This is a genomic window from Bacteroides clarus (genome assembly GCF_015555825.1).
Lineage (GTDB): Bacteria > Bacteroidota > Bacteroidia > Bacteroidales > Bacteroidaceae > Bacteroides > Bacteroides clarus.
Map to the genome: position 1 here is coordinate 65,790 of NZ_JADNLF010000013.1, position 16,455 is coordinate 82,244.

15 protein-coding genes are annotated in these 16,455 nt (G+C 44.0%); 12 read left to right on the plus strand and 3 right to left on the minus strand.

The genetic code is table 11. The features are described 5' to 3' along the window. The first annotated feature begins 55 nt into the window (after nt 1-55). From I2F54_RS13735 to metH, 4 genes are read left to right on the plus strand one after another with little or no spacing between them, the layout of a single operon-like run. Nucleotides 56-871, plus strand: coding sequence for a hypothetical protein (locus I2F54_RS13735; protein WP_229097203.1), 816 nt, complete (start codon nt 56-58; stop codon nt 869-871). Then, on the plus strand, nt 872-1,447 hold the full coding sequence (locus I2F54_RS13740; RefSeq protein WP_009120484.1) for a Yip1 family protein: 576 nt from the start codon (nt 872-874) through the stop codon (nt 1,445-1,447). A gap of 8 nt (nt 1,448-1,455) precedes the next feature. Beyond that, the gene (smpB, locus tag I2F54_RS13745; protein ID WP_009120485.1) at nt 1,456-1,908 is read left to right on the plus strand and encodes an SsrA-binding protein; all 453 of its coding nucleotides are present in this window, start codon (nt 1,456-1,458) and stop codon (nt 1,906-1,908) included. A 2-nt stretch (nt 1,909-1,910) separates the two neighbouring features. Next, nucleotides 1,911-4,682 carry a methionine synthase gene (metH, locus tag I2F54_RS13750; RefSeq protein WP_195501487.1) on the plus strand — a complete coding sequence of 924 codons (2,772 nt, stop codon included), beginning with the start codon at nt 1,911-1,913 and terminating at the stop codon, nt 4,680-4,682. 102 nt (nt 4,683-4,784) lie between these two features. Here the strand turns inward: metH and I2F54_RS13755 are convergent, their stop codons facing one another. Beyond that, entirely contained in the window at nt 4,785-6,122 is a 1,338-nt protein-coding gene (locus I2F54_RS13755) for an MltF family protein (RefSeq protein ID WP_039950177.1), read from the minus strand. A 105-nt stretch (nt 6,123-6,227) separates the two neighbouring features. Continuing rightward, entirely contained in the window at nt 6,228-6,833 is a 606-nt protein-coding gene (gene udk / locus I2F54_RS13760) for a uridine kinase (RefSeq protein WP_009120488.1), read from the minus strand. Nucleotides 6,834-6,937: 104 nt separating this feature from the next. Between udk and I2F54_RS13765 the strand changes: the two genes are divergently transcribed. From I2F54_RS13765 to I2F54_RS13785, 5 genes are all read left to right on the plus strand, one after another. Beyond that, nucleotides 6,938-7,237: a Dabb family protein gene (locus tag I2F54_RS13765; RefSeq protein WP_009120489.1), complete on the plus strand. Its 300-nt coding sequence runs from the start codon at nt 6,938-6,940 to the stop codon at nt 7,235-7,237. 24 nt (nt 7,238-7,261) lie between these two features. Further along, entirely contained in the window at nt 7,262-9,304 is a 2,043-nt protein-coding gene (locus I2F54_RS13770) for a protein-disulfide reductase DsbD family protein (protein WP_195501488.1), read from the plus strand. 62 nt (nt 9,305-9,366) lie between these two features. Beyond that, nucleotides 9,367-10,026, plus strand: coding sequence for a CatA-like O-acetyltransferase (locus I2F54_RS13775; RefSeq protein ID WP_022217635.1), 660 nt, complete (start codon nt 9,367-9,369; stop codon nt 10,024-10,026). Nucleotides 10,027-10,045: 19 nt separating this feature from the next. Continuing rightward, on the plus strand, nt 10,046-11,320 hold the full coding sequence (locus I2F54_RS13780) for a histidine-type phosphatase (protein WP_148359991.1): 1,275 nt from the start codon (nt 10,046-10,048) through the stop codon (nt 11,318-11,320). A gap of 105 nt (nt 11,321-11,425) precedes the next feature. Further along, the gene (locus I2F54_RS13785; protein WP_195501489.1) at nt 11,426-12,109 is read left to right on the plus strand and encodes a DUF2490 domain-containing protein; all 684 of its coding nucleotides are present in this window, start codon (nt 11,426-11,428) and stop codon (nt 12,107-12,109) included. A 13-nt stretch (nt 12,110-12,122) separates the two neighbouring features. Here I2F54_RS13785 and I2F54_RS13790 read toward each other — a convergent pair whose 3' ends face one another. Continuing rightward, entirely contained in the window at nt 12,123-13,190 is a 1,068-nt protein-coding gene (locus tag I2F54_RS13790; protein WP_374938794.1) for a DUF4421 domain-containing protein, read from the minus strand. Nucleotides 13,191-13,379: 189 nt separating this feature from the next. Between I2F54_RS13790 and I2F54_RS13795 the strand changes: the two genes are divergently transcribed. From I2F54_RS13795 to hisG, 3 genes are all read left to right on the plus strand, one after another. Continuing rightward, on the plus strand, nt 13,380-14,825 hold the full coding sequence (locus I2F54_RS13795; protein ID WP_195501490.1) for an RHS repeat protein: 1,446 nt from the start codon (nt 13,380-13,382) through the stop codon (nt 14,823-14,825). Between the two features lie 22 nt (nt 14,826-14,847). Next, the gene (locus I2F54_RS13800; protein ID WP_009120497.1) at nt 14,848-15,339 is read left to right on the plus strand and encodes a PaaI family thioesterase; all 492 of its coding nucleotides are present in this window, start codon (nt 14,848-14,850) and stop codon (nt 15,337-15,339) included. 254 nt (nt 15,340-15,593) lie between these two features. Then, entirely contained in the window at nt 15,594-16,445 is an 852-nt protein-coding gene (hisG, locus tag I2F54_RS13805) for an ATP phosphoribosyltransferase (RefSeq protein ID WP_009120499.1), read from the plus strand. Nucleotides 16,446-16,455: the final 10 nt, after the last annotated feature.

The window sequence follows — 16,455 nt, forward strand, 5'->3', positions numbered from 1 at the left end:
TTTACATTATGTGAATTGAATTTTATATCTTTGCAAACTCTAAAAAATAATGTTTATGAAACAATTGAAATTCTTAATGGTTGCCTTTACCTTATTAATGGGCGTTTCTCTGACTTCGTGCCTTAGTGATGATGCGGGCGAAAGCATGTATGACGGAATAGGATATGTACGCACCATAATGGGAACCTATTTTATTGATCCTAACGGGAATACATATTATCCTACATCATCTTCCGTGGTAGAAATGGAGGCGCAGGGATTTAAGATGTCGGAAGCGGATTTAGCTTATATTGCCTTTAAATATGTAGAAGATACCCCTACTACTAAAGCGGACGCCAATACTACTCCGAAAACTTTTCGTATAAAGTTAGTCAGTGCGGCTGCTGTGGATTCTTATCAAACGGAGGAAGCGGCTTCCATAGAAGATATGGAGACAATGGTGCCTGAAAATGCTCCTATTGTTACTTTAGAACCGACAGATAACTATGGACAGACTTATAAGCCATGGATGTACGGTACGGAGATGCTGGTTTTACCGGTTTCCTGGAAAATGGAGAACAAAGAAGAAATGCTGAAACAGCATACTTTGAGTTTGGTATATATCGATAGCGATGAAGCGGAAAGCGGTACGGAACTCGTCTTTTATCTGAGACACGATAAGGGTACCGATACGAAAACAGATGTTTTTGCCGTTAGAAATAAAGCTTATAATATAAAAAATATCATGGACGACTTTAAAGATAAAAACGGTAGTTATCCTACAACAATAATTGTTAAGGCAAAAACGGATGTAGACGGTGCCACTTTACCGGAAAATTATACGGATTATTCTATTTCGTTGAATTGGAGTACACAATCTAAAAGTAACTAATTGAATTACAAAGAACTATTTCATATAGCAATGCAACTGATTTCCTCTCCGGCACGTGCCTGGGAGGAAATTCGTTTGGAAGAGGATAGGCGAAAAGTATTTACGGCTTTTGTCTATCCTATGATTGGTTTATGCGGATTATCCGTCTTTATCGGCTCTTTGGTAGCTAAGGGGTGGGGCGGGCCGCAAAGTTTTCAATATGCCATGACGCAATGTTGCGCGGTGGCGGTATCCTTGTTCGGAGGATATTTCTTGGCGGCCTATCTCATCAATGGGTTGCGTGTCCGTATGTTTGCCATGGGCAATGATATCCCTTTGGTGCAACAGTTTGCCGGCTATGCGCTGGTAGTGCCTTTTCTGCTGAAAATCATAATCGGCATATTGCCCGATTTCAGTATCATAGCCCTGTTGCTTCAGTTTTATATTGTATATGTGGTGTGGGAAGGAAGCGCTATTCTGATGAAAATAGCGGAAAAAGACCGTTTGAGGTTCACCATTCTTTCTTCCATTTTGTTAATAGCTTGTCCGGCAGTGATAGAATTCGTATTCAATAAACTGACGGTAGTGCTGAACTGATTGATTTTATGAAACAAGCTCCTGTAAATATTAAGAATAAACGTGCTACATTCGATTACGAGTTGGTAGATACCTATACTGCGGGCATTGTGCTCACCGGTACGGAGATTAAATCTATCCGTTTGGGAAAGGCGAGCCTGGTGGATACGTTCTGCTACTTTGCCAATGGTGAACTATGGGTGAAGAATATGCATATCGCCGAATATTTTTATGGTTCGTACAATAACCATAATGCACGCAGGGAGCGCAAACTGCTGTTGACAAAGAAAGAACTGGATAAGTTGCAGCGCGGTTCGAAGGACCCCGGTTTTACCATGATACCCGTCCGTATGTTCATCAATGAAAAAGGATTGGCAAAGGTAGTAGTTGCTCTTGCAAAGGGTAAGAAACAATATGACAAGCGCGAGGCTTTAAAGGAAAAAGATGATAAACGCGATATGGCGCGTATGTTCAAGAGATAATTATGGCTTCTATTGAAATGCTGGTGCGTGAGCGCATCCTTGTTTTGGATGGTGCTATGGGCACCATGATACAACAATACAACTTGACGGAGGAAGATTTCCGCGGAGAACGTTTTGTGCAGATTCCCGGACAGTTGAAAGGCAATAATGATATACTTTGCTTGACACGTCCGGATGTAATACAGGATATTCACCGTAAATATCTTGTAGCGGGTGCAGACATTATCGAAACCAATACGTTTAGTTCTACAAGTGTCAGCATGGCCGATTATCACGTACAGGAATATGTGCGTGAGATAAATCTTGCTGCCGTGAGGCTGGCGCGTGAAGTTGCCGATGAGTTTACGGCTTTAACCCCCGATAAACCGCGATTTGTGGCAGGATCCATCGGGCCTACCAACAAGACTTGCTCCATGAGCCCGGATGTCAACAATCCTGCTTTTCGTGCATTGACCTACGATGAACTGGCTGCCGCTTATCGCGAACAGATGGAGGCGATGCTCGAAGCCGGTGTAGATGCGTTGCTGATTGAAACCATATTCGATACATTGAATGCCAAGGCTGCGATATACGCTGCGGAGCAGGCGATGGAGGCTATCGGCGTCCGGGTGCCGTTAATGCTTTCTGTAACGGTTTCCGACATAGGCGGACGTACTTTGTCCGGACAGACGCTGGAAGCATTTCTGGCTTCGGTGCAGCATGCGGATATTTTTTCTGTCGGGCTTAACTGTTCTTTCGGGGCTCGTCAATTGAAACCCTTTCTGGAGCAATTAGCCGCTCGCGCTCCTTATTATATCAGTGCCTATCCTAATGCGGGATTGCCTAACAGCCTGGGTACGTACGACCAAACTCCGGCCGAAATGGCGGATGAGATTAGGGAGTATGTCCACGAAGGGTTGGTAAATATAATAGGCGGTTGCTGCGGTACTACGGATGAATATATAGCTGCATACTCGTCTTTGATAGCAGGAGCCGTGCCGCGTATACCGGCTTTGGCGCCCGATAATCTTTGGCTTTCCGGTTTGGAGCTGCTGGAGGTAAAACCCGAAAATAACTTTATCAACGTGGGCGAGCGTTGCAACGTTGCCGGCTCACGCAAGTTTCTGCGCTTAATCAATGAGAAGAAGTATGATGAAGCGCTGAGTATCGCCCGTCAGCAGGTAGAAGACGGAGCGCAGATTATCGACATAAATATGGACGACGGTTTGCTGGATGCGGAAAAGGAAATGACCACTTTCCTCAATCTGATAGCTTCCGAGCCGGAAATAGCCCGTGTTCCTGTAATGATAGACTCTTCCAAGTGGGATGTGATAGTCGCAGGGTTAAAATGTGCACAGGGAAAGTCCATTGTCAATTCCATATCCTTGAAAGAGGGCGAGGAGAAGTTTCTTGAACATGCCCGCACTATAAAACGGTATGGTGCTGCAGCAGTCGTAATGGCTTTTGATGAACAAGGGCAGGCGGATACGTACGAACGCAGAATTGAAGTGTGCGAACGTGCTTATCGTCTGTTGGTAGATAAGGTCGGTTTCAATCCGCAAGATATAATTTTTGACCCGAATGTACTTGCTGTGGCTACGGGTATGGACGAGCATGATAACTATGCGGTCAATTTTATCCGCGCTACCGGTTGGATACGGAAGAATCTGCCCGGCGCTCATGTCAGCGGTGGAGTTAGCAATCTTTCGTTTTCATTTCGGGGTAATAATTATATTCGTGAAGCGATGCATGCGGTGTTCCTTTATCATGCCATTCGCGAGGGAATGGATATGGGTATCGTAAACCCTGCCACTTCCGTACTCTACACCGATATACCCGTTGATATACTGGAACGCATCGAAGATGTCGTCCTCAATCGTCGTCCGGATGCCGCCGAACGGTTGATTGAGACTGCCGAACGCTTGAAAGCCGAGGCGGAAGCCGCCAAGAGCTCTCTTTCTGACGGTCGTTCCCAGCTCTCAACTCCCAACTCTCAGCTTGCCTGGCGTAAAGATACCGTAGAGGAGCGTTTGAAGTATGCTTTGACAAAAGGTATAGGGGACTATTTGGAAGAAGACCTTGCCGAAGCCTTGAAAGTCTATCCCAAAGCTGTGGATATCATTGAAGGTCCGTTAATGGCCGGAATGAACCATGTTGGCGATTTGTTCGGTGCAGGTAAGATGTTCCTTCCGCAAGTGGTTAAGACGGCGCGTACCATGAAGAAAGCGGTGGCCGTTCTTCAGCCTGTCATTGAATCGGAGAAGCAGGAAGGAGCTGCCTCTGCCGGTAGGGTACTGCTTGCTACGGTGAAAGGCGATGTGCACGACATTGGAAAAAATATTGTTTCCGTGGTAATGGCTTGTAACGGATATGAGATAATCGACCTGGGGGTAATGGTTCCTGCTGAAACGATTGTGCAGCGAGCCATAGAGGAAAAGGTTAATATGATTGGACTGAGCGGTCTTATCACTCCTTCGCTGGATGAAATGGTGCACGTTGCCATTGAGCTGGAGAAGGCGGGACTTGATATACCGTTGTTGATAGGTGGCGCCACTACCTCTCCTTTGCACACGGCATTAAAGATTGCTCCTGTTTATCATGCTCCGGTTATCCATCTGAAAGATGCTTCGCAGAATGCGACGGTAGCAGCCCGTTTGATGAATCCTACTCAAAAGGAAGAGTTGGTTAAGAAGCTTTCTAACGAATATCAGCGGTTGCGCGAGAAAAATCAGGAGAAGCAGCTTGAAACAGTTTCTCTCGAAGAGGCAAAAGCCAATCGGCTGAAATTATTTTGAGGTTTTCACCGCAGGGGAAGCTGCATTGTATCTATTCTCAGGCGGAAGAATAAACTGTTATGTCTAAAAAACGCTGTACTTCCGTTTATCCTTTGCTGTGAATCAGCTTTTTATCTTTTTCTTATACTGTTCAAACCTTGCCGTTATATCCCGAACGAAGTTGTAAGTTTCTATACCGCGGAAATAACCATTCTTACAAACCGGGTCTGTGAAGTATTCCTCGTTACTTTTCAAGAGGATAAAGTTCTCCACATTATCCCGCCATACGTATTTATTCTTGCCGTATTTTTCGGCTAATGCCATGGCATCGAACACGTGTCCGATACCGGAGTTATACGACGCCAGGACAAAATTTATCCGTTCTTCTTGGGGAATTGCCGAGAAGCTCTTGGTGGTAGCGGCGATATATTTCGTGGCAGCCTTGATACTCTCTTCCGCGTCTTGCTCCTTTCCAGGGGGAAGCCCCATGGCACGGGCGGTGGCGGGCATCAACTGCATCAATCCTTTTGCACCCGCCCACGAAACGGCGGTAGTATCGAAGTTGGATTCCGTATAGGCCAGCGATGCCAGCAAACGCCAATCCCAATTGATGTCGGGTGCGTATTTCTTAAAAAGATGGTCAAAATGAGATATTTTTCCTTCCCGCAGAGACAGGATAGGAGAGTGCGGAATGGCTTTGCTGATTTCAAAATACCGCTTCATACTTGCTGTATAAGCCGGCGATGTCATGTTCTCCTCATGCCATTTATCGGCGGCTTCCGCAAGCTGCGGACAATCTTTGCGTACGGCCCACGAAGCCCGTTGGTCGAAACTGATGGACAGTCCGATATTCAGGTTGGGATAGTAGGTGGTGTTGAGACGGGCTACATCATTGTCCGCTACGGTATACGGTATCTTACCTTGCGAAACCTGCATAATCAGGTCTTCTATCGTGATGCTATCATTACTTACCTTGTGGATATGGATGCCGCCACCCAGTTCTTTGTCCAGATTGACAAGGCGCTCGTAGTACTTTCCGGGTTTTACGTATACATCCTTTCCGATGAGTTCCGTTACGTCTTTCAACGGTTTGGTACGTCCGCCTGCACGTTGTACAATGACTTGATGGGTAATCACTTCCTCACCGCAATATATCAGACTGTCTTTCCATTCTTTAGTGATGGGCAGGTTATAGGCTATGAGGTCGCCTTCGCCTGCAAGAAGCTTTTCAATCAGGTCATGTACGCTTCCGGCCACTTTAATCGTCAGCTTGACGCCGAGACTTTTGGCAAACTGTTCGCTCAATTCATATTGAAAACCCATGTCCTGACCGCGATAGATAAAGTAGGACGTGGAGCTGTATAAAGTCAATACCACCAGCTCTCCGCTGTCTTTTATCTGCTGCAAATCTCCGATTTCCTCTTGTTCTTTTACCGCATTATGATTGCCGCGGCATCCCATAACGCTGCAAAGCAATATGATTGCAATCAGCAATTGGCAATGGAGAGCTGACAATTTACGCTTGGCTGGGGAAGTATGCTCGGCCATATCTGCAGAATCGGTTGTTTATAAATGCTTTTTGATATACATCGTAAGAATATCAATCGCTATCCGGTTGTTTCCACCTTCCGGTATGATAAGATCGGCGTATCGCTTGCTGGGTTCTATAAACTGCAGATGCATGGGTTTCAGAATACGGGTGTAACGTTCCATCACAGCCTCGGCCGTACGTCCGCGTTCGATGACGTCGCGCTGAATGACACGGATGAGGCGTTCGTCCGGATCCGCGTCTACAAAAATCTTGAGGTCCATCATGCTGCGCAGCTTTTTGTCGCATAAGGCGAGGATGCCTTCAATAATGACGACTTGTCTCGGCTCGATATGGATTGTTTCAGGCTGACGGGTGCAGGTCAGATAGGAGTAGGTGGGTTGCTCGATGCTTTCACCCTCATGCAACATGGATACGTGCTTGGACAAAAGTCCCCAGTCGAAAGCGTCCGGGTGGTCGAAATTAATATTCTGCCGCTCTTCTACGGGCACATGACTGCTGTCTTTGTAGTAAGAGTCCTGAGGTAATAATACCACTTCACCAGCCGGCAGGCTTTCAACAATTTTACGTACGACGGTGGTCTTTCCCGACCCGGTTCCGCCTGCAATTCCTATTATTAACATCCGTTTAAGTGTATATTTGAAACAAAACGAGTATTTTTGCGGTTTTAAAAAAGCAACCGTTTCAATTGACAAATATAGATATAAATCATTTAAATAACAAAGTTATGGTAAAGCATATTGTATTATTTAAGCTGAAAGACGAAGCCCCCGCTGACGAAAAGTTAGCTGCGATGAATAATTTTAAGAAAGCCATTGAAGCGCTTCCTGCTAAAATATCCGTTATACGTAAGATTGAAGTCGGATTGAACGTCAATCCTGCCGAAACTTGGAGCATCGCCCTTTACAGCGAATTCGATACGTTGGACGATGTGAAATTCTACGCTGCGCATCCCGACCATGTAGCTGCCGGCAAACTCATTGCCGGGGTTAAAGAGAGCCGCGCTTGCGTAGACTATGAAGTATAAATTAAAAAACAGAAAGAAAATCAAATGAAGAAAAGTATATTCTCCATTCTTCTGCTGCTCTTCACCGTGGTGGTGCAGGCGCAGATACAAGAACCTGTCAAGTTTAAGTCGGAATTAAAGACTTTACAGGCGGGTGAAGCAGAGGTTGTATTTACCGGAACTATTGATAAAGGCTGGCATGTGTACTCGACGGATTTGGGTGACGGCGGCCCTATCTCGGCAACATTCAATGTCGAGGAGATTACCGGTGCGGAGCTTGTCGGCAAGCTGAAACCCGTAGGAAAAGAGATTGCCGCATTCGACAAGCTGTTTGAAATGAAAGTGCGCTATTTTGCAAATTCGGTTCAGTTTGTACAGAAGTTGAAGCTGACCAGCGGCACATATAAGGTAGAAGGTTATCTGGAATATGGCGCATGTAATGACGAAAACTGTTTGCCGCCTACACAGGTACCGTTCAAGTTCTCGGGTAAGGCGGAAGGCATAGCCGTTAAAGAACCGGCAACAGATGCAACAACCGATACCCGGTCTGCACAAAAAGGCGCTTCTTCCGAAACCGCTCGAGCCGCAGATACGGCTGTTATTGGCGGGGCTGAAGGAACTACCGGAATAAATGTTTCCGATAATGGAACCATAGACCTCTGGAAACCGGTTATCAATGAACTGAAAGCATTGGGCGAAACTACTTCGCAGGAAGATATGTCCTGGATTTATATCTTTATCACCGGATTTGTCGGCGGACTGTTGGCTTTGTTTACGCCTTGCGTATGGCCTATTATCCCGATGACCGTCAGTTTCTTCCTGAAACGCAGTAAAGATAAGAAGAAAGGTATTCGAGATGCCTGGACGTACGGCGCATCTATCGTAGTGATTTATGTGGGTTTAGGATTATTGGTTACCGGACTTTTCGGCGCTAATGCATTGAACTCGCTATCAACGAATGCCGTCTTCAACATCTTCTTCTTCCTGATGCTGGTGGTTTTCGCGGCTTCTTTCTTCGGAGCTTTTGAAATAACGCTTCCTTCCAAGTGGAGCAATGCGGTAGATTCTAAAGCGGAAAAGACCGGCGGCTTGCTTAGTATATTCTTAATGGCATTTACGCTGTCATTGGTATCATTCTCATGCACAGGTCCTATTATCGGTTTCTTGTTGGTGCAAGTGTCCACTACCGGCAATATGATAGCTCCGGCTATCGGGATGCTTGGATTTGCCATCGCTTTGGCATTGCCGTTCACTTTGTTTGCACTGTTCCCGTCTTGGTTGAAGTCGATGCCCAAATCAGGCGGTTGGATGAATGTAATCAAGGTGACGCTCGGATTCCTGGAATTGGCGTTTGCACTGAAGTTCCTTTCCGTGGCGGATTTGGCGTACGGATGGCGCATACTCGACCGTGAAACGTTCCTTGCCTTGTGGATTGTGTTATTTGCTTTGCTTGGCTTCTATCTGTTGGGTAAAATCAAGTTCCCGCACGATGATGACGATACAAAGGTCAGTGTGCCCCGTTTCTTTATGGCATTGGCTTCATTGGCATTTGCCGTATATATGCTTCCCGGTTTGTGGGGAGCGCCGTTGAAGGCTGTCAGCGCTTTCGCGCCGCCTATGCAGACACAGGACTTCAATCTTTATAATAATGAAGTACATGCCAAGTTTGATGATTATGACCTCGGTATGGAGTATGCCCGTCAGCATGGCAAACCTGTGATGCTGGACTTTACCGGTTACGGTTGCGTGAACTGTCGTAAAATGGAGCTTGCCGTATGGACAGACCCGAAAGTCAGTGATATTATCAATAACGATTATGTACTTATAACACTCTATGTAGATAATAAAACTCCGCTTCCCTCACCGGTGAAAATCGTGGAGAACGGAACGGAACGTACATTGCGTACGGTGGGTGATAAGTGGAGCTACTTGCAACGCGTTAAGTTCGGCGCAAATGCGCAGCCTTTCTATGTGTTGATTAACAATGAGGGGGAACCCTTGAACAAGTCGTATTCATACGATGAAAGTATTCCGAAGTACATCGAGTTCTTGCAGACGGGATTGGAAAATTATAGAAAAGAAAAATAATAGACTGAATCGAAGAAAGGATGCTGTATAAGCGTCCTTTTTTCATAATCCTTTTTTTATTTATGAAACACATTATCGACATTGACACTTGGGAACGTCGCGACAATTACGGTTTCTTCCGTACATTTTTAAATTCATGGTATTCGGTAACGACCGAAATAGATTGTACGGAGGCCAGTACTGCGGCAAAACAATCAAAACACTCTTTTTTTCTTTATTACTTGTATGCGGTTCTTCGTTCGGCCAACGAAGTGAACGAACTCCGTTATCGCATAGACAAGGATGGACAGGTAATTTTTCATGACCGGGTTGATATCATTTCCCCGATTGCGGTTCCGGGAAAGACTTTTTATACGGTTCGTATCCCTTATCACGAAGAATTCAAACGTTTTTATGCCGAAGCGTATGCTCTGATTACTAATATCCCCGAAGACGGTGACCCTTACGGTGCGGAAAAAACACTGATGCAGCAAGGCGATTACGATGTGGTGCATTTGAGTGCAGTGCCTAAGATGTACTTTACGTCGACTACTTATACCGTTGCCGAAGCCGGTAACGGTTGTAGCCATCCGCTAATGACCGCCGGTAAGGTGGTGCCCCGTGGAGAACGTCTGGTCTTTCCGCTTTCCATATATGTGAATCACGCTTTTGTAGATGGTTCGCATCTGGCTTCCTTTTTTGAAAAGATAGAGAAGTACTTGAAAGAAATCTCACACGAGTAAATTACTAAAATAAACAATTATGAAACGCCTGTTTTTATTGTCAGTCCTTTGTCTTCTGGTGCTTGGCATAAGCGCCCAGACTGCTAAAGAAGAGATTTTCGCGGATGTCCATCGTTCTGCCGCCAATTACTATGCTTATCCGGCGGTTACTGCCGTACAGACTGTTCCGCCTGCCGGTTACAAGCCTTTTTATTTAAGTCACTACGCCCGTCACGGTTCCCGTTTTCTTATCGACCCCGATGATTATGAGCAACCATTGGAAGTAATGCGTGAAGCCGACCGTAACGGGGTACTTACCGGGCTTGGCAAAAAAACGCTTTGTGTACTTGACAGCATGTCGCGTATGGCAAAAGGAAGATATGGTGAACTTACTCCGTTGGGTGCACGTCAGCACAGGGGAATTGCTGAAAGGATGTACAAGAATTTTCCCGAAATCTTTAAAGGACAGGTTGAGATTGATGCACGTTCCACAGTGGTTATACGCTGCATTTTATCCATGATGGCCGAATGTAATCAATTACAGGCGTTGAATCCGAAGCTACGGTTTAAAAACGACGCCAGCTATCATGATATGTACTATATGAACTTTAGCGGTGATCCGCATATCAAGGAAATGCGTAAGTCACCGGAAGTGAAAGCTGCAAAAGAGGCTATCAGAAAGGAGCATATACATCCTGAACGTTTGATGAAAACATTGTTTGCCAATACGGACTATTTGAAATGGAAAGTGGATGCAGGCGAACTGATGACTTCGCTTTTCGATGTGGCAAGTAATATGCAGAGTCATGACATCGGTTTGGAACTTTATTCTCTTTTTACAAAAGAAGAGTGTTACGATTTGTGGCAGTTGAGTAACAGAGGATGGTATATCTCTTTCGGACCGTCTCCTTTGACCAAGGGAGAAATGCCGTCTGTGGAAGCCAATCTGTTGGAAAATATATTGAATACGGCAGATACCTGTGTTGTAAGGAAAGACAGTTATGCCACTTTGCGTTTTGGACATGAATCCTGCCTTCTTCCTTTGGCATGCCTGTTGGAACTGGACGATTGCGGATACCAAACAGACGACCTTGATAAACTTGATGCGATATGGCGTAATTATAAGATTTTCCCGATGGCCGGTAACATACAGTTTGTATTCTATAGAAAAAAGGGAAGTGATGATATTTTAGTCAAAGTCCTGCTCAATGAACGTGAAACGAAACTTCCTGTTAAAAGTGATGTTGCTCCCTATTATCATTGGAAAGATGTGGAGCTTTATTACAGAAATAAACTTGAGGCTTTGAGGAAATAGTCGTTTTTTTCGGTTATAAACGACAGTCTTTAGGTAAAGAAGTCTGATATTACAGAATTATTACAGAATTAATCTTTAGCTTTGCAAGCGTGAGACTAATCTTAAATGATATATTTTGAAGTAATTATGATAAAGAAGACTTCTTGTGTGTGGAATTTCTATAAATTATTGGTGGTGGTATTATTTATTGCGCCGGTTTCTCTGTATGCGCAGGACAGAGATTTTACCACCTGGGCAAGTACCGGTTTTAAATATAAAGTAAAACCAGCATTTACCCTGTCCGGAAAGTTGGAGTGGCGTACAAAAGATGATCTCAATAAGACAGACCGTTGGGGATTGGATGTAGGCGGGTCATATTCGGTACTCCCTTTTCTGAAAGTAGCGGCAGGCTACGAAATTCATTATCGTAATCGTGGAGGATCCGGTTGGAAATTTCGTCACCGTTACCATTTTGACGGAACGCTTTCCACCCGCGTACAAAGACTGAAACTTTCACTTCGTGAGCGTTTTCAACATACTTTCGATAGAGGTGGCGATGAGTTTCTTTGGCGTTCACGCGCTAAACTGGCTTATGATATTCCAAAATGCAAAATAGAGCCTTATGCTTCTGTTGAAATGTATAACGGGTTGAATCGCGGGGAGCGGTTTGATGTACAACGTATGCGTTATCGTGGTGGAGTGGTTCTTCCGTTGTCTTCCGATTGGGAGGCGGATGTCTTTTATTGCCGTCAATGGGAGAGTAAAGCACGAAAGGATATAGTAGGAGTGGCTTGTACTTATTCTTTCTGATAAAATCGGATTATCATTGTTTTTTCTTGCGGTGTTCTTTTTTCAGGCAGAAATTGAATCCTGCGTACACTTGTAATGTTCCGAAGCCGTTGTTCAGTGAGAAATTGTTCCGGTAGTAATCGTATGTTCTCCCCACAAATGAAGTACCTATAAAATATTTACTGTTATTATATACCACACCTGCACGCAGGATGAAGTCGATATTGAAATTTTTATACCAATCGTCTGTTTCTCCTTCCGCTTTTCTGATGCGTGAAGTTTTGTAAGCTACAGCCGGATTAAGCGATAAACAGGCAAGGCAGTTACGTGCAAACACCCAATTATAGGCGTAACCGAAGTTGAGGCTGATATTGGTATATTTTATATGGTTTACTTTCATACCCGGGTTCATTGTTTCCTGAATGATGTCGGGTAATTTAGTGTAATCAAAATCCAGATTGTGTGTAGATACGGAGAACCCGGCAATGAAAGAACCTGCATTACGTCGTTGGTTGGTAGACTGGCTGAAAGCGGCGGGATAAGAAAAACGTCTGTTGTTAAAGATATAATATAGATTCAATCCTTTCATTTTTACTTTCAGTCCGTTGAAATCTTCCGAATAATAGGCGGGTATGCGGTCGGAAAATCCTGTTACGTTATGTATCTTGTAGGAGTTTCCCGTACGTTTATAAAGAATATCTACTCCGAATTTGGAGCTGTAAAGGCTGAGGTCGAATTCGGTTCCTCGTTTTTTCCCGCTTTTCTTTCCGTAAAGGCCGTCTGCATCAACAGCCCATCCCAGGAAAATCCAGCGCCAGCCAAAGTAAACGCCTATTTTGTTATGTGGCTTTGGTGAGAAACGTAAACGCTGCGGTTCCGGAGTACCGCTTCCTACGGAATAGTATTCGTAATTGGTGAAATGGTCGAGCATTAGAGCGTAATTATAACGATTAGGACTGATATATGCTGTGTCGAAATCGTTGAAGTTGAGGAATTTCTTTATAATCCTTTTGAAATTTCCCGTACGTTTGTTGCCTAAACTGTCGGATACAATCAAATTACTTTCTTCGTTTTGAGCGAACAAAGAAAGTGCCAATAACATACATATGCAAAAGCTAATCCCTCTTAGCATCCTATCATTGCTTTATTATACGAAGATATAAAATTTCCGTATAATAAAGAACGGAATATGTTCTTTTCCTTTTTTATTTTCTGAAATTTGCATACGTTTGTAAAACTTTAGCGATGCTTTTATAAGAAGAATGATGAATGAAAAACACGTAACAAGAGTATGAATTTTCATAGAATATGCCTATTAATCGGAATTCTGCTATCTGGCTTTATTACCACCTATGCGCAAGATACCCCAATTATACGAAGTGCACGTATAACGGTATACAAGGCTGTACAGAAAGATACGATATGGACGACCGGAAATATAGTGGATAATATCTATTTTGTGAAATATGATAACGAGGGACGTATGTCTGTGGAGAATTTATTGGCTCCCGACAGGTCTCCTTTGCATAAAATTATTTATAGATATGATGCGGACGGAAAAGTTGTGAAAGAAATATATGTAGGGACAAAACGGGAAGGTCTGCTTTGTTATGTATGGGGATATGGATATGATGCGGAGGGAAGATTGAGTACTATTACTACTATGAATGGTCGGCAAGATACGATTGGGATAGTGACAGCTATATATGATACCGATGGAAAAGTGCAAAAGAAAATATTTGATGACCGAAGAGCAAGTGAAGCTCGCGTTGTGGAGCTGGATGATACGACGAAGCTTAAAAGGGAGTCACTCAACTATATGAAGTCCTGGCGGAAAGCAAAGAGGCCGATGCAGAAAATCGTGGAAAAGGATGAATATGGCAATTGGACGCAAAGAACGGGTTTTGCATTGGACGGTCATCCTACCTACATCACCAAGCGCAGTATTATTTATGAAGGAATGGAAAGCGATTGGGAGCGATTGGCGCTTCAGGATAAAGTGAAGAGTGTTCGACAGTATTCATATATTGCTGTTCCCATGGGAGTGGAAACTGTTCTTAGAGGCAAAAAACAAGGACATTTTTTTGCTTATGAGTTTGATGCTCAAGGCAGGATTATCGGTGATGAAGCTTTCACGGAAAAAGGCGTATCTGTAAAAACAGTGAAGTATGAGTACGGTGAGAATGGAAAACTGCAGAAGGAAGAACATCGGACACCCGCAGGTGCATTGACGAAGTATATAGAGTACCAATACGGTGATGAAGGTTATTGCAAAAGCGGCGCGATATATAATGAAAAGTCCGAACAGACGGGGAAAGTCGTTTACCGTCATGATTGGGAAGGGAATCGTATGCAGGAGACTGTATATGAGAAGGATGGAACAAAAAGTGAGGACTATCGTTACTTTTATGATTCTTATGGACAACGGATTGGGCGAAAAGTAATAACTTCGTCTACCGAAAATGTCTATCCTTATCGCCGTACCTGGAATTTCAGGCAACGTATGACGAGTGAGGAGATTCTGCTGCCGGAGGATAAACTCGACAGATATACTTATCAGTATAATAAAAAAGGCGAAGTGATTTCCGGAACGGAACAGCCTGCGGGACAGCCCGAAGAGAAGTTTGTTTATAAATTTCACAGGGACGAGAAAGGAAACTGGAAGATACGAATCAAGTATGTGGATGATATTCCGGTCTTGTATGAGGAAAGAAAATATGTTTACTACGAAGAATAAGTCATCAATTAAAAAATATGGTATGAAGAAGATTATCAACCCATGGAAAAACATGGAAGGCTATAATTGCTTTGGTTGTTCTCCCGATAATGAGGCAGGTGTAAGAATGGAATTCTATGAGGACGGTGATGAAGTAGTGAGTATCTGGAAGCCCCGTCCGGAGTATCAGGGATGGTTGAATACGTTGCATGGGGGTATCCAGTCCGTATTGCTGGATGAGATTTGCGGTTGGGTGGTATTCCGTAAGTTGCAGACCGGGGGAGTGACCTCTAAAATGGAAACCCGTTTTCGTAAGTCCATATCGACCAATGATACGCATGTGGTATTGCGTGCGTCGCTGCGTGAACAGAAACGTAATATTGCCATTATAGAAGCGAGATTGTATAACAGCATGGGCGAACTCTGTACGGAAGCTACATGCACCTACTTTACTTTCCCGCAGGAAAAGGCGGAAAAGGAAATGTGTTTTCATCATTGTGATGTAGAACCGGATGAAATCTTACCGCTTATTTGATAAAAATGAAAGAAAAAATGAACTTTTTGTGATAAATCTTTGGCTGTTTAAAACAAATCGTTTACATTTGTCGCATTGAAAATAGAAAAAGCATGAAGAATATCGTTGCACATCATCACCATTATCATCCTGACGAATAATTCGGTGGGCGTATGAGGATATGTGTATCACGAAGAACATATAATTAACGAGGCTTACCGAACATTGGTAAACCTCGTTTTTTTATTAGCAAACCATAAAATATAAATAATATCATGTTAAGAATTGCAGTACAGGCCAAAGGCCGTCTTTTTGACGAAACAATGTCGTTCCTTGAAGAATCGGATATTAAACTAAGCGCAACGAAACGCACGTTACTGGTACAGTCTTCCAACTTTCCTTTGGAAGTATTGTTTTTGCGCGACGATGATATTCCTCAAACAGTAGCTACGGGAGTTGCCGATTTGGGTATTGTCGGTGAAAACGAGTTCATGGAAAAGGCGGAAGATGCCGAGATTGTAAAACGTTTGGGATTCAGCAAATGCCGTTTGTCACTGGCCTTACCTAAAGATATTGAATATTCGGGTCCGCAGTGGTTTGAGGGTAAGAAGATTGCCACTTCGTATCCCGGCATTCTTTCCCGGTATCTCAAAGAACAGGGAGTGAAAGCGGAAATACACGTGATTACCGGTTCGGTAGAGGTTTCTCCGGGTATCGGTCTGGCCGATGCGATTTTTGATATTGTAAGTTCCGGTTCTACTTTGGTGAGCAACCGCCTGAAAGAAGTGGAAGTGGTGATGAAGTCCGAAGCTTTGTTGATTGGTAACAAGAATATGAGTGAGGAGAAGAAAGAGATTCTGAATGAGTTGTTGTTCCGTATGAATGCGGTAAAGACGGCGGAAGACAAGAAATACGTGTTGATGAATGCGCCGAAAGAAAAACTGGATGAAATCATAGCCGTACTGCCGGGTATGAAAAGTCCTACGGTGATGCCGTTGGCGCAAGAGGGCTGGTGTTCCGTACATACGGTGCTGGATGAGAAATGTTTTTGGGAAATTATCGGTAAACTGAAGGCATTGGGTGCAGAAGGCATTTTGGTGTTGCCGATTGAAAAAATGATACTTTAAACGCTAATGG